We start from the raw sequence: 22301 nt of genomic DNA on the forward strand, positions 1-22301 counted from the left end.
AGGCGGAAGTTGGCGTTCTTCACCCCTGCGAGTGAAGGGTGGGACGCGGCACGACGCGCCGCGGGCGCCGCCCCGGCAAAGGCGTTGCAGGAGCAACGGAAGCCGTCGCAGCGCGCGGCCGCAAGAACGCCGACGGCCCAGGCCTCACCGTCTCCGGCAAGGTCTGGGCCGCCTTCACAACTCCCGTTCGGATCCCCGGCGTTCAGTCGTCGACGACGATCCGAACCGCCCGGTACTGGAAGCCGTCCTGCTCACCGGCCTCCCATTCGAGGGTCACCTTCGCCCCCGCCGTGAGAGAACGGAATCCCTCCATCTCCACGGCGGAGAAGTGGGTCCAGCACCCCCCGGGCGTCTCCGGGGAATCGAGGATCCCCCAGCCCTCCTCGTCGTCCCATTCGCGAACTGTCGCCAGAATCATGAGGGAAGGCTACGAGAAGCAGGCAGGGCTACGAGAACACGGCCGTCCCGTCCTGGGTCAGCTTCCAGTTGGTGACCGCAAAGTCCTTCGGGTCCAACGCACCCTTGGCCGTCACGTAGTCGATCATCAGCTGACGGATCTCGTTGGTCGAGCTGTAGGCGATCTCGGCGGTGGCGATGTGCGGGTAGCCGGAGCCGCCGTTCGCACGGTAGTTGTTGACCGCCACGACGAAGACCTGGTCGTCGGCGACCGCGGCGCCGTTGTACGTGAGGTTCTTGATCCGCGAACCCTCCGGCTGCGCGATGTCGATGTCGTACGAGACGCCGGCGGCCGTGTCGTACATGTAGTCCCAGAAGTTGTTGGCGTTGGTCAGCGTCGCGGTGTCGACCTTCGTGCCCGCCGGGACCTGGTGGTAGTACTTCGCCGCGTACTCCAGGTAGTCCTTCAGCTGGGCGCCCGTGAGCTTCTTGCCGTACAGCGTGTTGTCGTAGATGTAGAGCCCGGCGATGTCCTTGATGGTCACGCTCCCGGCCGGGATGTCGGCCGTGCGGCTGAACGGCGCGGCGACCGAGATCAGAGGCAGCGCGGCATCGCTCGCCGACAGGCCCGCCTTCACCGACTGCATCTGGACCTCGTGGATGAAGTCCATGATGGGGACGTCCTTCCAGCAGGAGTCCGCCGCCGAGAGGTCCTGGGTGCAGGTGCCCACGGCCGTGTTGACGTACTTGACGACGAGGTCGTGGTCGGCCTTGAGGAGCTTGGTGATCTCCGGGTCCTCCTCCACGTCCTTCGGGTTGAGCGTCTGGGCCGTCTTCTTCGTCACCTTCCACTGCCCGTGGTGCAGTTCGAGCTCGAAGTCGAAGACGGTGAGGCGGTAGCCCCAGCAGTACGGCTCGGAGAGCAGGACGTCCTCGCCGGTCTCCTCGTTCTTGACGGTGTACGAGGACACCTCGACGTGCGTGTGGCCGACCAGGATCGCATCGATGCCGGGGACCTGCTCGGCGACGAGGTTGGAGGCGTTCTCGACGTACGGCAGCGCGTCGCCGTAGGAGGTCGACCCATCGAGCCCGGAGTGGTCGGTCAGGAAGACGACGTCACACCCCAGCGCGCGCAGCCGCGGCACGTACTTCTTCGCCTGCTCGACCAGCCCCGGGAAGACCATCTTCCCGCTGACGTTGTCCTTGTCCCACAGCGCGATACCCGGGTTGGTCAGGCCGAGGATGCCGACCTTGATGTCGGGGGCGCCGGGGACGCAGATGCGCTTGACGGTGTACGGGTGGAAGGCCGGGCGCAGGGTCTTCGCGTCGAGGGCGTTCGCGCCGAGCAGCGGGAAGTGACACTGCTTCTCGAACTTGCGCAGGGTGTCGATGCCGTAGTTGAACTCGTGGTTGCCGAGGGCGGCGGCGTCGTAGCGCATGTGGTTCATGGCGACGGCCATGGGGTGCTTGGGCCCCTTCTTGCCGTCCTTGCCGGTGATCGGGTCGACCCGCGCGAAGTAGTACGCGAGCGAGGTCCCCTGGATGATGTCACCGGCGTCGACGAGCAGGACGTGCTCCTCGCCCTTGGCCTCACGCTGCTGCTTGATGAGGGTGGCGACGCGGGCGACACCGACGGAGTTGCCGGCCTTGTCGCCGTAGGCGGCGTCCTTGTAGTAGTCCCAGTCGAAGACGTGGCTGTGCAGGTCGGTGGTGCCCAGGATCGAGAACGACCAGGTCTTCGGGGCCTTGGGGGCCTTTTCGGGAGTGCGGTCGACGGCCTGGGCGGGTGCGGCCGCGACCGTCCCCGCCGCGGCGACGGCCGCCCCGGTTACGGCCGACTTCTTCACGAACTCCCGGCGGTTCAGCGGGCTGACGGGCATACGGGGCTCCTGGTCATGGAGAGGAACTGGAGGAGGGCGCGGCGGCACTACCCGCGTAGATAGTTGCGCCCCTCTAGTTACATGCGGAACCAGGAACAAGCCATGGACCGGTCAAGGAAGTCCATGACCGGCCCAACAGCTAGCGGACATACGGGATTTAAAGGAACGAGTTGATCTCGATCGTCTCGTCCCGGCCGGGACCCACGCCGATCGCGGAGATCGGGGCGCCCGACATCTCCTCGAGCGCCTTGACGTAGTTCTGGGCGTTCTTCGGCAGGTCGGAGAAGGACTTCGCCTTGGTGATGTCCTCGGACCAGCCGGGCAGCGTCTCGTAGACCGGCTTCGCGTGGTGGAAGTCGGACTGCGAGTACGGGAGTTCCTCGACACGCCTGCCGTCGATCTCGTACGCCACGCAGACCGGGATCTCCTCCCAGCCGGTCAGGACGTCCAGCTTGGTGAGGAAGAAGTCGGTCAGGCCGTTCACGCGGGTCGCGTAGCGGGCGATGACGGCGTCGAACCAGCCGCAGCGGCGGTCACGGCCGGTCGTCACGCCCCGCTCGCCGCCGATGCGGCGCAGCGCCTCACCGTCCTCGTCGAAGAGCTCGGTCGGGAAGGGGCCCGAGCCGACACGGGTCGTGTACGCCTTGAGGATGCCGATGACCCGGCTGATCTTCGTCGGGCCCACGCCGGCGCCGGTGCAGGCACCGCCCGCGGTGGGGTTCGACGAGGTCACGAACGGATACGTGCCGTGGTCGATGTCGAGCAGCGTGCCCTGGCCGCCCTCGAAGAGGACCACCTTCTCCTGCTCCAGCGCCTGGTTGAGGACGAGGACCGTGTCGGCCACGTACGGGGCGAGCTTGTCGGCGTAGCCCAGCAGCTCCTCGACCACCTGGTCGATGGCGATCGCGCGGCGGTTGTAGAGCTTGGTGAGGATCTGGTTCTTGACGTCGAGGGCCGCCTCCACCTTCTGGGTGAGGATGGACTCGTCGTAGAGATCCTGTACACGAATACCGACGCGGTTGATCTTGTCCGCGTAGGTCGGGCCGATGCCGCGTCCGGTGGTCCCGATCTTGCGCTTTCCGAGGAAGCGCTCGGTCACCTTGTCCACCGTCACGTTGTACGGCGTGATGATGTGAGCGTTACCGCTGATCAGGAGCTTGGACGTATCGACGCCGCGCTCGTTCAGCCCGTTCAGCTCGGAGAACAGGACCGACGGGTCGACGACGACACCGTTGCCGATGACCGGCGTGCAGCCGGGGGAGAGAATCCCGGAAGGGAGCAGGTGGAGGGCGTACTTCTGATCGCCCACGACTACCGTGTGGCCGGCGTTGTTGCCGCCCTGGTAGCGCACCACGTAGTCGACGGATCCGCCTAGCAGGTCCGTCGCCTTTCCCTTGCCTTCGTCACCCCACTGAGCACCGAGCAGCACAAGTGCGGGCACGCGCGTACACCCCTTCCGGGCGGGGCATGTCCAAGGTCAGGGGCGTACGCGTAAGGTTCACCGCCGCGTGCACCGCGGCCGTCGTTGGCCGCAAACCGTCGGACCGGATGCCCCGGAATAGACGAAGCCCCTGGCGCAATAGCGCAAGGGGCTCTTGCACAAAGATGCTACCCGAGGAAGCGAGGCAGGACCGAGGTGGTGACTTCCGCGACTTCCGATCAGCTGTTGGTGGTCATCGATCCGGTCGCCCGGCGGACCGACGGGGAGTCGGTACGCATCGCAAAAGACGTGCTCAGCGCGGGTGCGCACGCCAAGGTGTGTCTGCCGGAGAGTCCGGAGGAATTCGCGCGGGCGCTGGCCCGCCGGGGGTCGCGGCGGCCGGTGGTGGTGGGCGACGACCGCGCCCTGGTCCGTGCGGTGTCCGTTTTGCACCGGCGGCGGGAGCTGGCCGGATGTGCCCTGTCGATGGTGCCGGTGGGCAGCCTGCTGTCGGTGGCCCGTTCCCTGGGGGTGCCCACGGGGGCGGTGGCGGCGGCGCGGGCGGTCCTGGACGGGGCCGAGCGGCGCCTGGATCTGCTGGTGGACGACAGCGACGGGGTGGTGCTGGGCGCGCTGCACATCCCTCCGGTGACCGGGCACACCCCGTCGGTGGAGGCGGGCCGCCCCTGGCTGCGCACGGCCCAGTCCCTCGTACGCACCCTGGTCCCCACCCGCGAGACCACGGTCCCGGCCCCCCGTCCCGCCCGACTGCGGGTGGAGGTCGACGGCGTGACCCTGCTGGATCTGAACCAGCCGGTGGAGGCGGTGTCGGTGACGCCGGGTGACTCCGGCGTGGTGGAGGTCGAGGTACGGCCGCTGTCGGTGGGCGCGGAGGCCTCCCCGGTACGGGCCCAGGGCCGGACCGTGAGCGTCTCCGGTGCGGACTTCCGGTACCGGGCGGATGCGGGGGTGTGGGGGCCGGTGCGGAGGCGGACGTGGACGGTCTGGGAGGGGGCTTGGGGGTTGACGGTGCCGTCAGCGTGAGCCGGGAGCTTGGAAGCCGCTGGTGTCGAGAGTGCAGTTGAAGGGGGCAGGCATCGGCAACTTCCCGCCGAACGGCATCGTGCAATGCGACTCGTAGCCCTTGGCGGAGGGGGTCGAGAAGACGGTGGCCTGCATCTCCTGCATGTCAAGGAGCAAGTACACCGGGACACCGGCCCTGCCGTAGACGAGGACCTTGTCGGTCAGATCGTCGTCCCGCGTTGACGAGGAGGTCAGCTCGGCGACGAAGGCCAGACCCTCACCGTCCAGGCGGTTGCTCGCCGTCTCAAAGATCCGCTCGTGCGCGGCATGGATGTCGGGCCCGTACGCCCGCTCATCGCCCGGGAACACATACAGGAACGGGCCGCAGCTGATGCGGTGCCCTTCAGGGAGGTGCAACCGGAGCTGGTCACACACCAGCTCCATGACACGGAGGTAGTACCCCTTCGACCACGGCGACAAGACGATGCTCCCCCTGATGACCTCGGCCCTGTAGCCGGGCACGTCCAACTCGTCGAGGGTGTCCAGTAGATCCTCGAAGCTGTGTGGCTCGGTGCCGCTTATCGTCGGTCGCTCAGTCATCAACGTCATGATGCGCCCTCCCCTTCTTGCAGACCAGCCACCACTCAGAGCAGCCGATCAATCACACCACTCACATCTAAAGGTATGGTTGACAAACATTTAACGCCCCGACACTGTTGACCGACTCATTCGGGCTACAGAGTTCCGGTTCGGTACAGCAATGGACCACCAGGAGAGGGGCCACCCGATGGCAGTGGACGAGGGCATCGCCCCAGCGGCGAAAACGGACGGCGACGGCACGGTTCACCGGCTGAAACCCAACGCCGTTGGCCTGCTCGGCGTGGTCTTCATGGCCGTCGCCACCGCCGCCCCGATCACCGCGATGACGGGCAACGTGCCCTTCATGGTCTCGGCGGGCAACGGCATCGGTGCCCCGGCGAGCTATCTCGTCGCAATGGTCGTCCTGGCAATCTTTTCCGTCGGCTTCACCTCGATGGCGAAGCACATCACTTCCACCGGCGCCTTCTACGGCTTCATCTCCTACGGCCTCGGCCGCACCGTCGGTCTCGCCTCCGGGCTCCTCGCGACCTTCGCGTACGTCGTGTTCGAGCCGGCCCTGATCGGCATCTTCTCGACCTTCGCCACCACGACCCTCAAGGACCAGACGGGGCTTGCCGTCCCGTGGTGGGCGTTCGCGATCCTGATGCTCGCCGTCAACGCGATGGGCACCTGGTTCGGCGTCTCGGTCGCCGAGAAGCTGCTCGTCGTGCTCCTGGCGACGGAGGTCACCGTCCTCGCCGCGATGGCGATCTCCGTCGCCCTGCACGGCGGCGGCCCGCACGGCTTCACCTTCGGCCCGGTCAACCCGGTCAACGCCTTCAAGGGCACGTCCGCGGGCCTCGGCCTCTTCTTCGCCTTCTGGTCCTGGGTCGGCTTCGAGTCGACGGCGATGTACGGCGAGGAGTCCCGCGACCCGAAGAAGATCATCCCCAAGGCGACGATGATCTCGGTCCTGGGCGTCGGCGTCTTCTACGTCTTCGTCTCCTGGATGGCCATCACCGGCAACGGCGAGGCGGAGGCCGTGAAGGCGGCCTCCTCCGCGAACCCCCTCGCGCTCTTCTTCAACCCCACCGAGCACTACGTCGGGCACTGGGCGGTCGACGTCATGCAGTGGCTGATGATCACCGGCTCGCTCGCCTGCGGCATGGCCTTCCACAACTGCGCCGCCCGCTACATGTACGCGCTCGGCCGCGAGGGCGTCCTGCCGTCGCTGAAGAACACCATCGGCCGCACCCACGCCCGGCACGGCTCCCCGCACATCGCGGGCCTGGTGCAGACGGTGGTCTCCGCCGTCCTGATCGGCGCGTTCTGGGTCGCGGGCAAGGACCCGTACAACGCCCTCTACGTGCTGCTGGCCATCCTCGGCACGATGGCGATCCTGATCGTGCAGGCGGTCTGCTCCTTCGCGGTCCTCGTCTACTTCCGCAAGAACCACCCCGAGAGCCGGCACTGGTTCAGGACCTTCGCCGCCCCGCTCATCGGCGGTGTCGCGATGCTCGGCGTCGTCGCCCTGCTGGTGTCCAACATGGGCGTAGCGGCCGGCGCCGAGTCCGGCTCCCTGGTCCTGAAGGCGACACCGTGGCTGGTGGCCCTGGTCGCGGCGACGGGCATCGGCTGTGCGCAGTACCTCAAGCACCGGGCGCCCGAGCGGTACGCGCTGCTGGGGCGGACGGTGCTGGAGGAGACCAAGGAGCGGTGACTACCCGTCCCCGAACACCTGGCGGCGGTGCACCCGCCACCGCTCCATCATGGCCGCGACCTCGCCCTCGACGAACTCGAAGAAGGCGAGCGTCTCGGCCATGCGGCGTCCGGCCGGGGTGTCGGCGCCCAGGCTGCTGACACCCTCCCTCAGGGCCCCTTCCCACCGCTTGATGATGGCCTCGCGGTTGGTGAGGGCCTCGTACCACTGGTCTCCGTGCACCCGGTAGCGCTCGCGGCGCGAGCCGGGTTCGCGCTCCCGCGAGACCATGTGCGTCATGGTCAGATAGCGCACCGCTCCGGAGACGGCGGCGGGGCTGATCTGCAGCTGCTCCCCCAGCTCGGCGGAGGTCATCGAGCCCTCGTCCGAGGAGAGCAGGGCGGCGAAGACACGGGCGGGCATCCGCTGCATCCCGGCCTCGACCAGCTGCGCCGCGAAGCTCTCCACGAACTTGGAGACCGCCTCCGGGTCCCGCCCCACCGCCTTCGACTCCGTCATGGTCACCACCCTAACCGGGGCTTCATTGACTTTATACACTTCCTTAACTTCACAAATTTCTGAAAGAAGCGTACGTTCTGAAGCATGACGAAGGCAATCAGCGTCTCCGGCCTCCACAAGTCGTTCGGCCGCACCCGGGCCCTGGACGGCCTCGACCTGGAGGTGGAGTCCGGCGAGGTCCATGGCTTCCTCGGCCCGAACGGCGCCGGCAAGTCCACCACCATCCGCGTCCTGCTCGGCCTGCTGCGCGCCGACTCCGGTGCCGCGCAGGTGCTGGGCCGCGACCCGTGGCAGGACGCGGTGGAGGTGCACCGCCGGATCGCGTACGTCCCCGGGGACGTGACCCTGTGGCGGAACCTGTCCGGCGGCGAGGTCATCGACCTGTACGGCCGTCTGCGCGGCGGCGTCGACGCCGGGCGCCGGGCCGAGCTGATCGACCGCTTCGAGCTGGACCCCACCAAGAAGGGCCGCACGTACTCCAAGGGAAACCGCCAGAAGGTCGCCCTGGTGGCCGCCTTCGCCTCCGACGTGGACCTGCTGATCCTGGACGAGCCGACGTCGGGCCTGGACCCGCTGATGGAGGAGGTCTTCCAGCGCTGCGTGGAGGAGGAGCGGGAGCGCGGCCGCACGGTGTTGCTGTCGTCCCACATCCTCAGCGAGGTCGAGGAGCTCTGCGACCGCGTGAGCATCATCCGCAAGGGCCGGACGGTCGAGTCCGGCTCGCTGGCCGACCTGCGCCACCTGACTCGGACCAGTGTGACGGCCGAACTCGCCGGTCCGCCCGACGAGTTGGCGCACCTGCCCGGCGTCCACGACCTCGACGTACAGGGAAGGCGGGTACGGCTGCAGGTCGACACGGACCAACTCGACGCTTTGCTACGGCAGTTGAGCGAGTCCGGCGTGCGCTCGCTGACGTCGACGCCGCCGACCCTGGAGGAGCTGTTCCTGCGCCACTACCAGGACGAGGAGGTGGCGGCGCGATGACGTCGTTCGCGGGCACGGGTGTGCTGCTGCGCTTCTCGCTCCGCCGTGACCGGCTGATGATCCCGGTCTGGGTCGGCGTGAACGCGCTGATGGTCCTCTCCATGCCGAACACCCTCAAGAACCTCTACGGCACCCCCGCCGAACGCGCCGACCTGATCCACCAGGTGGCGGCCAACGCCTCCTTCCGCGCCCTGATCGGCCCCGTCTTCGACACCTCCATCGGTGCGCTGACGGCCTGGCGCGTCGGTGTGTACGCGGGTGCGCTGGCAGCCGCGATGAGCCTGATGATCGTCGTACGGCACACCCGGGACGAGGAGGAGAGCGGGCGGCAGGAGCTGGTGGCGTCCGGAGCGGTGGGGCGCCGGGCCTCCCTGACGGCGGCCCTGCTGGCGGCGGGGGCGGCCAATGCCGTACTGGCACTGCTGGTTGCTGCCGGCATGGCAGGCCAGGGGGCTGTGGGCGCGCTGGCCTTCGGCCTCGGACTCGGGGCCGTCGGCATGGTCTTCGCGACGATGGCGGCGATCGTCGCCCAGCTGACGGAGAGCGCGCGGCTGGCGCGCGGGCTGACCGCGGGCGTCCTGGGCGCGGCCTTCGTGCTGCGCGCGGCGGGCGACGCGGCGACGGACGACGGCTCCTCGGCCCTGACCTGGCTCTCGCCGCTCGGCTGGCTGGAGAACCTGCGGCCGTACGCCGACGAACGCTGGTGGGTGCTGCTGCTGTTCGCCGCGGCGGTGCTGCTCCAGGCGGGGGTGGCCTACGAGTTGGCGGGCCGCAGGGATGTCGGCATGAGTTTCCTGCCCACGCGGCCAGGACCGGCGTCCGGCCGCCTGGGCTCGGCGGGCGCGCTGGCCTGGCGGCTGCAACGGGGCGCTGTCACGGGCTGGTCGATCGCCTTCTTCGTCGTGGGCGTCGTCTACGGCGGCCTCACGGACGGGGTGACGGACCTGGTCGGGAAGAACGAGAACGCCCGGAAGATCTTCGAGCGGATGGGCGGACAGCGGGGCCTGACGGACGCCTTCCTGGCGTCGATGATCGGGATGATGGGTCTCGTCGCGGCCCTGTACGTCGTGTCGAGTGTGCTGAGGCTGTACGGCGAGGAGACATCGGGGCGGGCGGAGCCGGTGCTGGCGAATGCGGTGGGGCGTCTGCGGTGGGCCGGCGGGCACTTGGCGGTCGCTTTCGGCGGCGCTGTGCTGATCATGCTCCTGACCGGCGTCGGCTTCGTCGTCGGCTACGGCAAGGAGGCGGGGCCCATCCTCGGAGCGTGCCTGGTGCAGGTGGCCGCGGTGTGGGTGATCGGCGGGGTGGCGGTCCTGCTCTACGGCCTGTTCCCGCGGGCGTCGATGGCGGCGTGGGGTGTCGCGGGGGCGGTGCTGCTGATCGGCTGGGTGGGCCCGGCCCTGGACGCTCCGCGGGCGGTACTCGACCTGTCCCCGTTCGGGCATCTGCCGAAGCTGCCGGGTGGGGGGATGGAGTGGGGGCCGGTGCTGTTCCTGCTGGCGCTGGCGGTGATGCTGACGGCCGGTGGTCTGGCGGGATTGCGCCGCCGGGACCTCACCACCTGACCAGCAGCCGGAACCTCTGAGCGGCCAGCGCACGTCCATCCAGGCATGGGGCAACGTACGCAGGCCGTCGCAGGATGTCTGACCGCGGCGGTCGGAGCGGGCGCGTGGCTCGCGGTCCGGGCCGTCGGCGTCCGGGACCGGCTCCGGCGGTTCGAGGCGGCCCCGGACTGGAGCGTGCTCTACGCCGAACTGCCGCTGGCGATCCTCGGGGGAACCGCCGTCGCGCTGGGCGTCTGGGCCGTGTTCCGACGCCTCAGAGTGCCACGCTGAGCCCCTCCAGCCCCCGGATCACGAAGTTGGGCTTCCGCGCGGGTTCCGCCGCCAGGCTGAGCGCGGGGGCCTTCTCCAGTAGCGCCGTCATCGAGGCGGCCAACTCGATCCGGGCCAGCGGCGCGCCGATGCAGTAGTGGATGCCGGCGGAGAAGGAGATGTGCGGATTGTCCGTGCGGGTCAGGTCGAGCCGCTCGGGGTCCTGGAAGACCTCGGGGTCGTGGTTGGCGGAGCCGAAGAGCATGGCGATCTCGGCGCCCCGGGGGATCGTGACCCCGTCGACCTCGATGTCGTCGAGCACCCACCGTTCGAAGAGCTGCAGCGGGGTGTCGTACCGCATGAGCTCTTCCACGGCGGTGGGGACGAGGGAGTGGTCCGCGCGCAGGGCGGCCAGCTGCTCCGGGTTCCGGAAGAGGGCGTACCAGCCGTTCACCGTGGCGTTGACCGTCGCCTCGTGGCCCGCGTTGAGGAGCAGGACGGCGGTGGAGATCATCTCCTGCTCGGTGAGGCGGTCGCCCTCGTCGTGGGCGGCGATGAGCCCCGAGATGAGGTCGTCGCCCGGGGCCCGGCGACGCTCGGCGATCAGCTCGCGGAGGTAGTCGGAGAACTCGCCCGAGGCCTGTACGGCCTTGCGGGCCGTGTCCTCGGAGGGGTTCAGCTCGTACATTCCGCAGATGTCGGCCGACCAGGGGCGCAGCGGGGCACGGTCCGCCTCGGGGATGCCCAGCATCTCGGCGATGACGGCGACGGGCAGCGGCTCGGCGACGTCGCTGAGCAGATCGCCGCCGCCCTTCTCGACGAGGCGGTCCACGAGCTCCCCGGCGAGGTTGCTGACGTAGGGCCGCAGCCGCTCGACCGTCCGTGGCGTGAACGCCTTCGACACCAGTCGCCGGATGCGGGTGTGGTCCGGCGGTTCCAGGTCGAGCATGCCGTGGTCGTTGAGGGTGTGGAACGGCTCGTGCTCGGCGGGCGGCGCGGTGCGCCCGAAGTCCTCGTGCGTGAACCGGTGCTGGTACGTCCGCCCGAGCCGCCGGTCGCGCAGCAGCGCGGAGACGTCCGCGTGGTGCGGGACGAGCCACTGGTTCGTGGGCTCGTAGAAGTGCACGCGGCCCTTGGCGCGCAGCTCTGCGTAGGCGGGGTAGGGGTCGGCGAGGAACGCCGGGTCCCATGGGTCGAAGGCGGTCATGGACGGACGCTAACCCGGCATCCACCCACCTGACCAGGGATGTCAGTCCTCCGGCACGAGGTCGCGCCGGTACCAGGTGCCCGGCTCACCGCCGATGTGGGCCGGGTCGGCCGGGCCGACCGGGACGAAACCGGCCTTGGTCAGCACCTTCTGGGACGCCACGTTCCGGTGGGCGGTGGCCGCCCGCAGGGTGCGCAGCCCGTACCGCTCCGCCGCCAGCCGGCACAGCTCCAGCACGGTCGCGGTCGCCACGCCCCGGCCTGCGACATGCTCGGCGACCCGGTAGCCGAGCTCTGCGGCGTGGTCTTCGATGTCGACCAGATTGAACCGGCCGAGCACCGAACCGTCCTCCGCGACGAGCACATGGAAGGCGCAGACACCGGCCTCCTGCTCGGCCAGCAAGGCGTCGTACCGCTCGGTGAACCGCTCGAAGTAGTCGTCGCCGCGGTCGGAGATCGAGGCGGCGAAGTAGGCACGGTTCGCCAGCTCGAAGGCCAGGACCGCCGGGGCATGACCGGCACGCAGCCGTTTCAGCTCGGGCACCTGCCCGACCCTACGCTGTCCCCAGAGGGGTGGCCCTTCAGGTGGTCGATGAGGGCGGTGAAGGCGGCGGGCGGGAAGGAGAGGGTGGCGCGGGCGGGAGCCTTGGAGTCGCGGACGGCTATGTGGGTGGGGAGTTCCGCTATCTCGACGCAGGTGTCGCCCTGGCCTCCACCGGAGTACGTCGACTTCCGCCAATTCATTACGATTCCTTCGCCAGTCGGTGGATGAAGTCGCGCGACGCAATGGGGTCCAACGACGCTGCCTGCATCCTAAGGAAAAGTGTTCGAAGCTGGTTCAGCTGAGGTTCCGCATCGATGAACGCGACGCCCGTGGGCGCATCGCGAAGGCCGGTGTCCAGCTGCGGAACCAGCCCGCACGCGTACATCATCGAGATCCCGGCGCCCCCGAATCCGTCCTGATCGAAGGGGATGACGCGTACCGTCGCGTGCTGCTGCTCGATCTGGTCGAGGATCTGCCGTAGTTGAGTTCGCCAGACAGCACGGTCCGACACTCGTACGCGCAGAGCGCACTCATGGATGAGCGTCTCGTACGGCGTCGGATTGTCACCCTCGATCACAGCTCGCCGCTTCATCCGGTGTTCCACCCAGGGGGCCAGCTCACTCTCGGGCAGGCCAGGCTGCACGTAGGCATATACGGCGCGGGCATAGTCGGCGGTCTGCAGCAACCCGGGAACGTAGGTGATCACGACCTCGCGGAGGGATGTCGCATGGTGCTCGATCTCGGCAGTGTCCAGAAACACCGGATGCAGCACCCCCCGGTACTCCTCCCACCATCCACGCGTGCGCTCGGTTGCCATGGTCGCCAAAGCGTCGACGAACTCTTCGTCCGCACAGCCGTAGTGAGCCGCAAGCCGACGGACACGCTCTGCACTGACGCCCGCGATGCCCGCCTCCATCTGGCTCATCTGAACCGAAGTCGAGTTCAGGAAGGACGCCACCTCGCGCGCCTTCAGGCCGGCCGCCTCGCGCAGTTTGCGCAGCTCGGCTCCCAGTCGCACTTGCCGAGCGGTGGGATTGCTCCTCGGCGGCATACGTTCTCCCGTCCCAACACCCTTGTGGACCCGCCACGTTCGGGTGCCAGATTACGGCAACAGCTTGCACCGTAATAAAATTCTGCCGTACCGTCGGTGACGCAACGCACACGCTGCGGAAGTGCACCGCTCCGTCCTGCCTCTATGACGGTCGCGGCGATGCCACCGCCAAACCCCCACCACTGAGCCGGAGTTGCCGCATGCCCGAAAACGAGTCCGAACCCTGGGAGTACTCCCTCCACATCCCCAACGACCCCCGCGCCGTCACCGTCTGCCGCCGCACCCTCCGCCTGATCCTGACCCTGCACGGCCTGATCACCCTGGCCGACACCGCGGAGCTGCTCGCCGCCGAGCTGGTCTCCAACGCCGTACTGCACACGAAGGGCCCCGCCGCCCTACGGCTGCGCTGGTCGCCGCCGGGCACGCTGCGGCTCGGCGCATGGGACGCGGACCCCGAGCCGCCGGAGCCACCCCGCCCGCTGGACCGCCTCGCCGACGCCGAGAACGGCCGCGGCCTCGCCCTGGTCCGCGCCTGCGCCGACGTATGGGGCTGGCAGCCGCAGTCGAGGAACGGCAGCCGGGGCAAGTACGTGTGGTGCGAATTGGCGGCAGCGTGAGAGCCGCCGCGCGGAACCGTCCGGGTACGGTGAAGGCGACACTGCGAAAGGGAGCCGACGTCATGACCACCCACCCGGCAGAGTCCAGCCAGCGCCACCTCCCGCCCATGCGCACCATCGGCGAACTCCGCGCTGCCCTCACCATGGGCTATGGCTTCCCCGGAGACGCGGACGACTTCGAGGCCGAGCTGGCTCGCGAGATCAACCATGCCGATCCTGCGGACCTCTCCGGTGTCGTCCGGCTCGTCGAGGAGTTCCGCGGCAGAGTCGTCGCACGCCAGGACCCCGCTTTCGACTCGGCCGTCGCCGCGGCCGCCGCGGAAATCCGTGAGGCTCGGGGAAACGACCGTTGAGCGACGAGCAGCAGCCGACCATCGCAGAGATCACCCGCGAGGCTCACGCCCGCTGCCTCGCCATCGGCGGCGGAGCCCTCGATGCTGTCGAGGCCCTGCGAGCCGAGCTGGAGAAGAACCCCGTACTCGGCCGACGAGCACAAAGCGCCGTCGGGGGCATGAAGATCTATACGACACGCCTCGAAGGCACGGACACCCACCCCGCACTCACCGTCACCTACGTCTACGACGCCCCTCCGCCCGACCCCGGCCTGATCCGCATCGCTCTCGTGTCACCCGTACGTTTCGCCGGTGGGGGCGCCGGCTTCTGACCCGGCGGGCACGGGCCTGGCTATCAGCCCGGCGTCACCAACCGCGCCTCATAAGCGAACACCGCCGCCTGGGTCCGGTCCCGTAGGCCCAGTTTCACCAGGATTCTGCTGACGTGGGTCTTGATCGTCGACTCGGCGACCACCAGTTGCTCGGCGATCTCCGCGTTGGACAGGCCCTGGGCGATGAGGACCAGGACCTCCGTTTCGCGTTCGGTGAGGTCGCCGTAGGCCTGGTGGGCGGAGTGCATGGCGCGGGGGGACTCGGAGAGCTTGGAGAACTCCGTGATCAGGCGCTTCGTCACCGAGGGGGCGAGCAGGGCCTCGCCGGAGGCCACCACCCTTACGCCGTCCGCGAGTTGGCGGGCCGAGGCGTCCTTCAGGAGGAAGCCGGAGGCGCCTGCGCGCAGGGCCTGGTAGACGTACTCGTCGAGGTCGAAGGTGGTGAGGACGAGAACTTTCGCCGTGCTGTTCGCGGCGACGATCTCGCGGGTCGCCTCGATGCCGTTCAGTTCCGGCATGCGGATGTCCATCAGGACCACGTCGGGGGCGAGTTCGCGGACGCGGTCGACCGCCTCGCGGCCGTTGACCGCCTCGCCCACGACCTCGATGTCCGGCATCGCGTTCAGCAGGACCGAGAAGCCCTCGCGCACCATCATCTGGTCGTCCGCGATCAGGACACGGATGGTCATGCTTCACCTTCGACCGTCATGGCGACCGGCAGGAAGACCGTCACCTCGTAGCCTCCCTCGTCCGTACGGGCCGCCGTCATCTCGCCGTTCAGCATGGTGACGCGCTCCCGCATGCCGGTGATGCCGTGGCCGGGGCCCGGTGAGGGCTTGACCAGGGACGGCTCGGGCGGGGGTCCGTTCACTACGCGCAGGCCCAGGCCGCCGAGGACGTACGACACCTCCACCTTGGCCGCGGCGCCCGGTGCATGGCGCAGGGTGTTGCTCAGCGCCTCCTGCACTATGCGGTACGCCGACAGCTCGACGCCCTGCGGGAGTTCCCGTACCGCTCCGGTCTGCGTCTTGTCGACGCTCAGGCCCGTCGTCTCGCGCACATTGGCGAGCAGCGCGTCCAGGTCGGCGAGGGTGGGCTGCGGGGCGTCCGGGGCCTCGTAGTCCTCGGCGCGGACCACGCCCAGCACGCGGCGCAGTTCGGTGAGCGCCGCCACCGCGTTCTCCCGGATCGTGGCGAACGCCTTCTCCAGTTCCGGGGGCGGGTTCTCGACCCGGTAGGGGGCCGCCTCCGCCTGGATGGCTACCACCGACATGTGGTGGGCGACCACGTCGTGCAGCTCTCGGGCGATCGTCGTGCGCTCCTCCAGGAGCGTGCGGCGGGAGCGCTCGTGCGCGGTCACCGTCTGCTGGGCGGTCACCTCCTGGCGGGCCTCACGGCGGATGTGCCTGAGGGAGACGGCGAGGAGGGCCATCGCGGAGACGAAGAGCATCTGCACGGTGTTCGAGCCGAAGGTGTCCCCGTTGCCGGCGGGGAAGATCTGCGCCATGGCGCTGTACACCCCTGTCAGGACCCACATCCAGGCCGCAGTGCGGGGCCTGGTGCGCATGGCCACGACGGTGAGCACGATCAGGTGGCAGACGAAGCTGCCGGGCAGCCACGGCCACCCGTCGCCCCAGCCGGAGCCGAACACCGCGGCTGTCGGCGTCGCCGCCATCGACAGCCAGAACGCACCGATCGGCCGCACCATGGTCAGCAGGACCGGGCCCAGGGCCAGCAGGCTGAGGAAGAGGTTGACTTCCGCGCCGCGGTAGTTGCTGTGCGACGCGATGAGCATCGCGAAGAGGCCGGACGAGGTGATCAGGGCGTGCGGCGTCCAGGTCGCGTACTCGCGCCACCGGCCGGAGAAGCGCCGGGCGAACGGGCCGTCGGCGCTGAGGCGGGGCAGCGGGCGGTAGGCGAAGGCGCCGTGGAACAGGTCCTGACGCATTCCGCGCAGGGCGTCCGCCGCCGCCCGGATCTCCGGGCTGCGCGGCGTGTACGACTTGAACGCGTTGTCCGGCGGCTCCAGGTATCTGGTGGGCTCCGGGGGCATCGGCTGCGTGTGGGGCGTCTCGGTCACGTTGAAAACCGTAGGCCGTGGCCGGGCGCGCGGTCGTCACCAGTGAGAAGGGTCCTTCGGCCTCCCTCTCAGGTACTACGAGTACGGGCCGTGGGACCGACGGGTCAGTAGCCGGACGGGCGCACCAGGCCCGACTCGTACGCGAACACCGCCGCCTGTGTGCGGTCCCTGAGGCCCAGCTTCACCAGGATGCGGCCCACATGGGTCTTCACGGTCTGCTCGGCGACGACCAGGCGCTGGGCGATCTCCGCGTTCGACAGCCCCTGCGCGATCAGTGCGAGGACCTCCGTCTCGCGCTCGGTCAGGTCGCCGACGCGTTCCTTCAGCGGGGCGCGGGGCTCGCCGTCCAGGCGGGAGAACTGGGCGATCAGCCGCCGGGTGATGCCGGGCGCGAGCAGCGCGTCACCGGCCGCCACCACCCGTACCGCCTCGGCCAGCTGGTCCACCGAGGCGTCCTTGAGGAGGAACCCGGACGCGCCCGCGCGCAGCGCCTCGTACACGTACTCGTCGAGGTCGAAGGTGGTGAGCACCAGCACCCTGATGTGCGGTGTCTCCGCGGTGATGCGGCGGGTGGCCTCGATGCCGCCGAGCTCGGGCATGCGGATGTCCATGAGGACGACGTCCGGGGCGAGTTCGGCGACCTTGGCGACGGCGTCCAGGCCGTCGACCGCCTGGCCGATCACCTCGATGTCCGGCTTGGTGTTGAGCAGCACGGTGAAGCCCTGCCGGACCATCTGCTGGTCGTCGGCGATCACTACCCGGATGGGGCTGTTGCTGCTGCTCGTCATGCGGTGTCGTCCTTCGGGTCGGTGGCGGTCTCGGGGGCATCGGGCAGGTCCGGGCCGTCGGCGCGCGGGTCGACCGGAAGGAAGGCGGAGACCTGGTAGCCGCCGTTCGGGCGGGGGTGTGCGGACAGGTCGCCGCCGAGCATCGCCGCCCGTTCCCGCATACCCAGCAGACCGTGCCCCGCGCCCGGTGACGCCGGAGCCTCGTGCAGCGGACGGGAGTTGACGACTTCCACGCGCAGTCCGTAGGGGACGTAGGCGACTTCGACGCTCGCGCTCGCGCCGGGCGCGTGGCGCAGCACGTTGCTGAGCGCCTCCTGCACGATCCGGTACGCCGACAGCTCCACGCCCGAGGGCAGCGGGCGCCGCTCCCCGGTGGTCCGCGTGGTCACGGCCAGCCCGGCGGCACGGGTGTTCTCGACGAGCGCGTCGAGCCGGTCCAGGGTGGGCTGCGGGCTGTGCGGGTCGTTGCCGCCGTCGGCCAAGGCGTCCGTGCCGGGGTCCTCGGAGCGCAGGACGCCCAGTACGCGGCGCAGTTCGGTCAGCGCCTCCAGCGCGTTGTTCCGTATGCCTTCGAGGTTCTCCCTGAGCTCGTCGGGCGGGTTCTCGACGAGGTGCGGGGCGACCTGGGCCTGGATGGAGATGACGGACATGTGGTGGGCGACCACGTCGTGCAGTTCGCGCGCGATGCGGTTGCGCTCCTCCAGGAGGGTGCGCCGGGCCCGCTCCTCGGCGGTGAGGGTGGTCAGCCGTCCGACCTCCGCGCGGGCCTCGCGGCGGCTGCGCAGCGCGATGCCGAGCAGGACGGCGACGGCGGACAGGGCGATCGCGAGCGGGCCCGTCGACTGCTGCGGGTTCGCGGACTGCAGGTGCGGCGCCTCCCACACGCTCTGCAGGACCAGCGTGACGAGCACCGTCAGGGACAGCGCCTCCACGGACACCCGGGTCCGCACACGCAGGGCGAGCAGCAACAGCACCAGCAGCTGGGCGATGATCCCGGCCGCGGTCCAGGGCCAGGTGAAGTCGTGCGCCGCGCCACCGGTCAGGCTGAAGTGCACGGCGACGGCCCCCACGACGGAGCCCGCGGTCGACAACCACCAGGCCGGGATCGGCCGCCACAACGCCAGCGCCACCGCGCCGCCCTGCGCGAGTGCGATCGGGAAGCCGAAGCCGAAGCCCAGACGTCCGTTGTCGGTGAGCTGCGCCGTGCCGCCGAACGTGATCCAGAACGCGGCAAAGCACAGCACGCCGTGCGGGACCCGCCGCAGCCGTCCGAAGACGGGCAACGGGTCCGCGCGGGCCGTCCACAGGTCCTCGCGGAGCACGCGCAACCAGCGCAGCACGCGGCCGCCGAACACCCGCTGGATCCCCGTTTCCGTCACCCGGCCAACCCTAGGCACTATGGCGGATCCTCGCTGCCGTCCCGTCCGGGCCGCCGTGGCGGCGGATCACCCGGGAGCGGCCGGTGCTTGTGCCGCGCGCGCCCCCGCGTTCGCAGGAGTGGAAGGCCGTCCAGCAGACCGTGAGCGCGAGGGCGAACACCGGGAGCCAGGCCAGGCGGAACGCCACCCAGCCGAGGCCGTCGGGGACGGTGTGCAGGCCGGGCAGCCGGCCCGCCGGGAGGGCGGTGGCGGTGGTCGCCATCATGGCCGTCTGGTGCCAGAGGAAGATCGTCATCGCGGACAGGTTCACGAAGGCCACCGCCGCCCACGCCAGGGGCCGCCGCATCGTGCGGCGCAGCCGGTCGCGCAGGAGCAGGGCCAGGCCGCACTGGGCCAGGCCGAAGGTGACGGCGGCCAGGGTCGGCGGGTCGAGGTTCGAGATCGTCTGCCCCGGGACGCCGACCATCGAGGCCGGGTAGCCCGCGAAGGCGACCAGCAGGGCCGTCGCCGCCGCACCGGAGATGAGCAGGATCCAGCCCGCCCGGGCGCGCTCCAGTTCGCCGCGGGTCCAGGCCGCGCCCAGGGTGTACGGCACCAGCCAGCCCGCCGCCAGGTTCACCCAGCCGAGGCTCTGCGGGGCGCCGAGGCCGAAACGGAGAAGGTCCACATGGAGGACGACGGCCAGCGGCCACAGGGGGTTGAGCCGGGTGAGCAGCGGGGTCGCCGCGGTCAGCGCCGCGAAGACCAGCAGGAACCAGAGGGGCGAGAGGGCGAGTTTGACCAGCGTGTGGATCGTGTCGGGGGCCGCGCCCGACAGGAACAGGGCGGTCGCGGCGATCGTCCACAGGACCAGTACGGCGGCCACCGGTCTGAACAGCCGCGACAGACGGGCGGTCAGCCACCGCCGGTACGGCGTGCCCTTGGCTCGGGCCGCCGTGTAGCTGCGGGTGGCGACATGGCCGCCCACCAGGAAGAACACGGACAGGGTCTGGAAGGCCCAGGAGATCGGGGCCAGCCACGGCATGTGCTGGAGGGGGCTGGAGGCGTGCAGGGAGCCGCCGTCCGCCACCAGGGCCGTCACCAGCCAGTGGCCGAGGACGACGCCGAGGATCGCGAAGGCGCGCAGGGCGTCCACGGCGCGGTCGCGGTCGGCGGGGGTGGCGGCGTCGATCCGGTCGGCGGCCCTCCGCAGGGCACTCTGGCGTGCGGAGGCCTCTCGCTCTCGTACGGCGCTGTCTCGTACGGCGCCCTGCCCTGCGGCACTCCGTCCTGCGGCGCCCTGCCCTGCGGCACTCCGTCCTGCGGCGCTCTGTCCTGCGGCGCTCTGTCCTGCGGCGCCGTGTCGTATGCCGTTCCACGCGTGGCGCACGCCCGACTCACGCACGGGTCACCTCCTTCGTGTCGCCCAGGACGATGCGGGTGAGGTTGGCCAGGGAGACCGAGCCCGGCCTGAAGTAGTCGCTGTGGCCGCCGGGGCCCGCCGCGAAGACGCGGGCGCCGAAGGCCGGGGACACGGGGTCCGTGCCGAAGCCGACCGTCCAGCCGAAGAGGTCCGCCCTCACGTGCGGGACCTCCTCGACCCAGTCGTCGGCGCCGCGGGCCGCCCAGATGCGGGCCCTTGTGTGCAGGGCGGCCGCCGTGTCCGCGCCGGTGCCGGGGCTGCCGACGAGGGCGATGTCCTGCACGTCGAGGCCGGCGGCCGCGCGGGCGCAGACGACCGTGCCGTAGGAGTGGCAGAGGAGGGAGATGTCGGCCCTGCGGCCTGCTGTGCGGCGCAGTTCGGCGATGAACTCACGCAGGTGGGGGGCTGCTTGGTCGGCGCGGTCCGTGGTGAGGACGGTGGTGCTGACCGTGCCGGGGGTTTCGTAGCCGAGCCAGGCGACGACGGCGGTGGGGGTGCCTTTCGGGGCCTCTTGGACCAGGCGGTCGTGCAGGGCGACTGCCGTCGCGCGGAAACGGTCGTAGGTGTCGAGGGAGGTGTCCGAGCCCGGGATCAGGACGGCGATGCGGGTGGCGGTGGCGAGGTCGCCGAAGACCTCGGTGGCCCGGCCCTCGCCTCGGCCGTCGTAGGCGAGGAGGTGGCGGGTGGGGGCGGCCATCTCCCGGTCTGCTGCGGCGCGTTTGTGGTCGCCGTGGGCTGCGGCCATGCGGGCGGCTTGGGCGGCGTTGGTGCGGTTGGCTTTGTAGGCGGCGTCGAGGGTGGTGGGCGTGAGGGGGGCGAGGGTGGCGGGGGCCGGGGCGGGAATGCTGGGGCGGGCCGCACCCGAGAGCGGGACGACTATGGCGGCGGTGACGAGCGCCGCGAGGGCAGCTCGGCGCCATTTGCGGGTGCGGCGGCGCGGGGGCTGGGGCGCAGGAGGTTCGCTCGCCGGCACTTGCCGGGTGCCGCCTGCGCCCACCCGTGCCGCCCTGGGCGGCACGATTGCCCGCAGGCTACGCCGGTGCCCCATGGTCGTCTCCCCTCCAGTTCGCCCGGCCATCGGGCTTGTCTGGAAGGGAAGTTACGGAGCGTCACTCGTCGTCCGCGTCACGCCAGGGAGCCGTCCTGGGAGGTAGCTCTCAAGTACTACGGGTATGTAAGGGGGCGGGTCACCAGGCGAGTTGGGCGATTTCCTCCGCGACCACCGCGCAGGCGTCCGCCGCCGGGTCGATGAGGGGGAAGTGGCCCACGTCCTCCAGGAGCGTGAGGCCCACCACCTCACCGGCCTTCGCCGCCGCGTCGGCGTACGACTCGGCGACCGCCTGCGGGACGGTGACGTCCGTGCGGCCCTGGACCAGGGTGGTCGCGATGCCCGTCGGGAGCAGCAGCGACGGGTCGGCGTACGGGCGCCGCTCGGCGAACTTCTCCTCGCCGCCCAGCAGTTGACGCGAAGCGCCCCCGCACACGTCCAGTTTCTCGGCGACCTCGAAGTCGGCGATCGGGGCCAGGGCGACGACCCCGCGCAGCGGTGCCGGACGGTCGATGTGCCAGGGGGCGTCGGCGGGCAGCAGGTGGCGGGCCGCCCCCCACAGGGCCAGGTGCCCGCCCGCCGAGTGCCCGGTGATCACCATGCGGCGCGGGTCGGCTCCCGGAAGGGACTGCCGTACCAGGGCGGGCAGCGCGTCCAGCGCGGCCGCGACGTCGTCGAAGGTCTCCGGCCAGCGGCCCGCGACAGGGCTGCCGCCCTGGGCCGGGATCGCACTCCCCCGCCGGTACTCGACACTGGCCACCGCGAAACCCCGCCGGGCCAGGAAGTCCGCGAACGGCGAGATGTGCCGGCGGTCGTACGGCGCCCGCCACGCGCCGCCGTGCAGCACGACGACCAGCGGGGCGAGGGCGCCGGGCACCACGTCGGTGCGCGGGGCGTAGAAGTCGATCAGCTGGTCGGGGTGGTCACCGTACGCGGCGGTGGAGTCGGGATCGACCGCCGGGTGCGAGAACGCCGACTCCTCCTCGGCGGCGGCCCGGGCAGCTGCGGCGTCGTCCGGCATGCTCCAACCTCTCAGCGACATAACGGGATTGACGTGTGGCGGCCCAGGGAGGGAAACCGGCCGTTGGCGGGGACGGTATCAGGCCGGTGACGTGGGCCGACACGGGGATGTCACGCTCGGTGAGGGGAAACGGTTCTGTAGCCCGTGGGCCGTGCGGTTCCGCGGCCGCCGAAGCCACCGCGGACCA

Annotated in this window: 24 protein-coding genes; 8 read left to right on the forward strand and 16 right to left on the reverse strand. The window is 70.2% G+C overall.

The genetic code is table 11. The annotated features are described in order from the left end of the window. Nucleotides 1–202 precede the first annotated feature (202 nt). The 3 genes from ACWCRD_RS05085 to ACWCRD_RS05095 form a co-directional block, all read right to left on the reverse strand. Complete coding sequence (locus tag ACWCRD_RS05085; RefSeq protein WP_450964575.1) at nt 203–418, reverse strand: cold-shock protein; 216 nt, start codon at nt 416–418, stop codon at nt 203–205. A 28-nt stretch (nt 419–446) separates the two neighbouring features. Beyond that, nucleotides 447–2276 carry a bifunctional metallophosphatase/5'-nucleotidase gene (locus ACWCRD_RS05090; protein WP_450964576.1) on the reverse strand — a complete coding sequence of 610 codons (1830 nt, stop codon included), beginning with the start codon at nt 2274–2276 and terminating at the stop codon, nt 447–449. Between the two features lie 157 nt (nt 2277–2433). Beyond that, a complete protein-coding gene (locus tag ACWCRD_RS05095) occupies nt 2434–3717 on the reverse strand; it encodes an adenylosuccinate synthase (protein WP_450964577.1) in 1284 nt (427 codons plus the stop codon). Nucleotides 3718–3912: 195 nt separating this feature from the next. On the opposite strand from ACWCRD_RS05095, the gene ACWCRD_RS05100 reads away from it, so the two are divergent. After that, complete coding sequence (locus ACWCRD_RS05100; RefSeq protein WP_450964578.1) at nt 3913–4740, forward strand: diacylglycerol kinase family protein; 828 nt, start codon at nt 3913–3915, stop codon at nt 4738–4740. Here the strand turns inward: ACWCRD_RS05100 and ACWCRD_RS05105 are convergent. Beyond that, nucleotides 4732–5328: a Uma2 family endonuclease gene (locus ACWCRD_RS05105; RefSeq protein ID WP_450964579.1), complete on the reverse strand. Its 597-nt coding sequence runs from the start codon at nt 5326–5328 to the stop codon at nt 4732–4734. The genes ACWCRD_RS05100 and ACWCRD_RS05105 overlap by 9 nt on opposite strands. A gap of 178 nt (nt 5329–5506) precedes the next feature. Between ACWCRD_RS05105 and ACWCRD_RS05110 the strand changes: the two genes are divergently transcribed. After that, nucleotides 5507–7018, forward strand: coding sequence for an APC family permease (locus tag ACWCRD_RS05110; RefSeq protein ID WP_450964580.1), 1512 nt, complete (start codon nt 5507–5509; stop codon nt 7016–7018). On the opposite strand, the gene ACWCRD_RS05115 is transcribed toward ACWCRD_RS05110, so the two are convergent. Then, nucleotides 7019–7516 (reverse strand): GbsR/MarR family transcriptional regulator, encoded by a 498-nt coding sequence (locus ACWCRD_RS05115; protein ID WP_450964581.1) that lies wholly within the window; start codon nt 7514–7516, stop codon nt 7019–7021. Nucleotides 7517–7600: 84 nt separating this feature from the next. Between ACWCRD_RS05115 and ACWCRD_RS05120 the strand changes: the two genes are divergently transcribed. The 3 genes from ACWCRD_RS05120 to ACWCRD_RS05130 are packed head-to-tail and all read left to right on the forward strand — an operon-like array spanning nt 7601 to nt 10335. Continuing rightward, a complete protein-coding gene (locus tag ACWCRD_RS05120; RefSeq protein ID WP_450964582.1) occupies nt 7601–8500 on the forward strand; it encodes an ABC transporter ATP-binding protein in 900 nt (299 codons plus the stop codon). Then, a complete protein-coding gene (locus ACWCRD_RS05125; RefSeq protein WP_450964583.1) occupies nt 8497–10065 on the forward strand; it encodes an ABC transporter permease in 1569 nt (522 codons plus the stop codon). Before ACWCRD_RS05120 ends, ACWCRD_RS05125 begins: the two co-directional genes overlap by 4 nt. A 45-nt stretch (nt 10066–10110) precedes the next feature. After that, on the forward strand, nt 10111–10335 hold the full coding sequence (locus ACWCRD_RS05130) for a hypothetical protein (protein ID WP_450964584.1): 225 nt from the start codon (nt 10111–10113) through the stop codon (nt 10333–10335). Here the strand turns inward: ACWCRD_RS05130 and ACWCRD_RS05135 are convergent. From ACWCRD_RS05135 to ACWCRD_RS05150, 4 genes are read right to left on the reverse strand one after another with little or no spacing between them, the layout of a single operon-like run. Continuing rightward, nucleotides 10319–11521: a cytochrome P450 gene (locus ACWCRD_RS05135; RefSeq protein ID WP_450964585.1), complete on the reverse strand. Its 1203-nt coding sequence runs from the start codon at nt 11519–11521 to the stop codon at nt 10319–10321. The genes ACWCRD_RS05130 and ACWCRD_RS05135 overlap by 17 nt on opposite strands. A 42-nt stretch (nt 11522–11563) precedes the next feature. Continuing rightward, nucleotides 11564–12064 (reverse strand): GNAT family N-acetyltransferase, encoded by a 501-nt coding sequence (locus ACWCRD_RS05140; RefSeq protein WP_450964586.1) that lies wholly within the window; start codon nt 12062–12064, stop codon nt 11564–11566. Beyond that, nucleotides 12052–12264 carry a DUF397 domain-containing protein gene (locus ACWCRD_RS05145; protein ID WP_450964587.1) on the reverse strand — a complete coding sequence of 71 codons (213 nt, stop codon included), beginning with the start codon at nt 12262–12264 and terminating at the stop codon, nt 12052–12054. Before ACWCRD_RS05145 ends, ACWCRD_RS05140 begins: the two co-directional genes overlap by 13 nt. Continuing rightward, nucleotides 12264–13115 (reverse strand): helix-turn-helix domain-containing protein, encoded by an 852-nt coding sequence (locus ACWCRD_RS05150; RefSeq protein ID WP_450964588.1) that lies wholly within the window; start codon nt 13113–13115, stop codon nt 12264–12266. Before ACWCRD_RS05150 ends, ACWCRD_RS05145 begins: the two co-directional genes overlap by 1 nt. A gap of 200 nt (nt 13116–13315) precedes the next feature. On the opposite strand from ACWCRD_RS05150, the gene ACWCRD_RS05155 reads away from it, so the two are divergent. The 3 genes from ACWCRD_RS05155 to ACWCRD_RS05165 all read left to right on the forward strand — a co-directional run bounded on the left by ACWCRD_RS05155 (nt 13316) and on the right by ACWCRD_RS05165 (nt 14396). Further along, a complete protein-coding gene (locus ACWCRD_RS05155; RefSeq protein ID WP_450964589.1) occupies nt 13316–13732 on the forward strand; it encodes an ATP-binding protein in 417 nt (138 codons plus the stop codon). A gap of 62 nt (nt 13733–13794) precedes the next feature. Continuing rightward, on the forward strand, nt 13795–14085 hold the full coding sequence (locus ACWCRD_RS05160) for a hypothetical protein (RefSeq protein ID WP_450964590.1): 291 nt from the start codon (nt 13795–13797) through the stop codon (nt 14083–14085). After that, nucleotides 14082–14396, forward strand: a complete 315-nt coding sequence (locus ACWCRD_RS05165; RefSeq protein WP_450964591.1) for a hypothetical protein — start codon at nt 14082–14084, stop codon at nt 14394–14396. Before ACWCRD_RS05160 ends, ACWCRD_RS05165 begins: the two co-directional genes overlap by 4 nt. 23 nt (nt 14397–14419) lie before the next feature. Here the strand turns inward: ACWCRD_RS05165 and ACWCRD_RS05170 are convergent, their stop codons facing one another. The 7 genes from ACWCRD_RS05170 to ACWCRD_RS05200 all read right to left on the reverse strand — a co-directional run bounded on the left by ACWCRD_RS05170 (nt 14420) and on the right by ACWCRD_RS05200 (nt 22114). Further along, nucleotides 14420–15085 carry a response regulator gene (locus tag ACWCRD_RS05170; RefSeq protein WP_450964592.1) on the reverse strand — a complete coding sequence of 222 codons (666 nt, stop codon included), beginning with the start codon at nt 15083–15085 and terminating at the stop codon, nt 14420–14422. Next, nucleotides 15082–16476 carry a sensor histidine kinase gene (locus ACWCRD_RS05175; protein WP_450964593.1) on the reverse strand — a complete coding sequence of 465 codons (1395 nt, stop codon included), beginning with the start codon at nt 16474–16476 and terminating at the stop codon, nt 15082–15084. The genes ACWCRD_RS05170 and ACWCRD_RS05175 overlap by 4 nt, the downstream gene beginning before the upstream one ends. A 104-nt stretch (nt 16477–16580) precedes the next feature. Next, nucleotides 16581–17264 (reverse strand): response regulator, encoded by a 684-nt coding sequence (locus tag ACWCRD_RS05180; protein ID WP_450964594.1) that lies wholly within the window; start codon nt 17262–17264, stop codon nt 16581–16583. Beyond that, on the reverse strand, nt 17261–18643 hold the full coding sequence (locus ACWCRD_RS05185; protein ID WP_450964595.1) for a sensor histidine kinase: 1383 nt from the start codon (nt 18641–18643) through the stop codon (nt 17261–17263). Before ACWCRD_RS05185 ends, ACWCRD_RS05180 begins: the two co-directional genes overlap by 4 nt. Nucleotides 18644–18653: 10 nt before the next feature. Continuing rightward, nucleotides 18654–19835, reverse strand: a complete 1182-nt coding sequence (locus ACWCRD_RS05190) for an acyltransferase family protein (RefSeq protein ID WP_450964942.1) — start codon at nt 19833–19835, stop codon at nt 18654–18656. 184 nt (nt 19836–20019) lie between these two features. Further along, a complete protein-coding gene (locus tag ACWCRD_RS05195; protein WP_450964596.1) occupies nt 20020–21093 on the reverse strand; it encodes an alpha/beta hydrolase in 1074 nt (357 codons plus the stop codon). Nucleotides 21094–21232: 139 nt separating this feature from the next. Further along, entirely contained in the window at nt 21233–22114 is an 882-nt protein-coding gene (locus tag ACWCRD_RS05200) for an alpha/beta hydrolase (RefSeq protein WP_450964597.1), read from the reverse strand. Nucleotides 22115–22301 lie beyond the last annotated feature (187 nt).

The organism is Streptomyces sp. NPDC002092, assembly GCF_053593775.1.

Excerpts from the sequence above, each read along its gene's own strand:
- ACWCRD_RS05085 (WP_450964575.1), bottom strand. The coding sequence starts at position 418 with ATGATTCTGGCGACAGTTCGCGAATGGGACGACGAGGAGGGCTGGGGG.
- ACWCRD_RS05090 (WP_450964576.1), bottom strand. The coding sequence starts at position 2,276 with ATGCCCGTCAGCCCGCTGAACCGCCGGGAGTTCGTGAAGAAGTCGGCC.
- ACWCRD_RS05105 (WP_450964579.1), bottom strand. The coding sequence starts at position 5,328 with ATGACGTTGATGACTGAGCGACCGACGATAAGCGGCACCGAGCCACAC.
- ACWCRD_RS05110 (WP_450964580.1), top strand. The coding sequence starts at position 5,507 with ATGGCAGTGGACGAGGGCATCGCCCCAGCGGCGAAAACGGACGGCGAC.
- ACWCRD_RS05115 (WP_450964581.1), bottom strand. The coding sequence starts at position 7,516 with ATGACGGAGTCGAAGGCGGTGGGGCGGGACCCGGAGGCGGTCTCCAAG.
- ACWCRD_RS05120 (WP_450964582.1), top strand. The coding sequence starts at position 7,601 with ATGACGAAGGCAATCAGCGTCTCCGGCCTCCACAAGTCGTTCGGCCGC.
- ACWCRD_RS05125 (WP_450964583.1), top strand. The coding sequence starts at position 8,497 with ATGACGTCGTTCGCGGGCACGGGTGTGCTGCTGCGCTTCTCGCTCCGC.
- ACWCRD_RS05130 (WP_450964584.1), top strand. The coding sequence starts at position 10,111 with ATGGGGCAACGTACGCAGGCCGTCGCAGGATGTCTGACCGCGGCGGTC.
- ACWCRD_RS05135 (WP_450964585.1), bottom strand. The coding sequence starts at position 11,521 with ATGACCGCCTTCGACCCATGGGACCCGGCGTTCCTCGCCGACCCCTAC.
- ACWCRD_RS05145 (WP_450964587.1), bottom strand. The coding sequence starts at position 12,264 with ATGAATTGGCGGAAGTCGACGTACTCCGGTGGAGGCCAGGGCGACACC.
- ACWCRD_RS05150 (WP_450964588.1), bottom strand. The coding sequence starts at position 13,115 with ATGCCGCCGAGGAGCAATCCCACCGCTCGGCAAGTGCGACTGGGAGCC.
- ACWCRD_RS05155 (WP_450964589.1), top strand. The coding sequence starts at position 13,316 with ATGCCCGAAAACGAGTCCGAACCCTGGGAGTACTCCCTCCACATCCCC.
- ACWCRD_RS05160 (WP_450964590.1), top strand. The coding sequence starts at position 13,795 with ATGACCACCCACCCGGCAGAGTCCAGCCAGCGCCACCTCCCGCCCATG.
- ACWCRD_RS05170 (WP_450964592.1), bottom strand. The coding sequence starts at position 15,085 with ATGACCATCCGTGTCCTGATCGCGGACGACCAGATGATGGTGCGCGAG.
- ACWCRD_RS05180 (WP_450964594.1), bottom strand. The coding sequence starts at position 17,264 with ATGACGAGCAGCAGCAACAGCCCCATCCGGGTAGTGATCGCCGACGAC.
- ACWCRD_RS05195 (WP_450964596.1), bottom strand. The coding sequence starts at position 21,093 with ATGGGGCACCGGCGTAGCCTGCGGGCAATCGTGCCGCCCAGGGCGGCA.
- ACWCRD_RS05200 (WP_450964597.1), bottom strand. The coding sequence starts at position 22,114 with ATGCCGGACGACGCCGCAGCTGCCCGGGCCGCCGCCGAGGAGGAGTCG.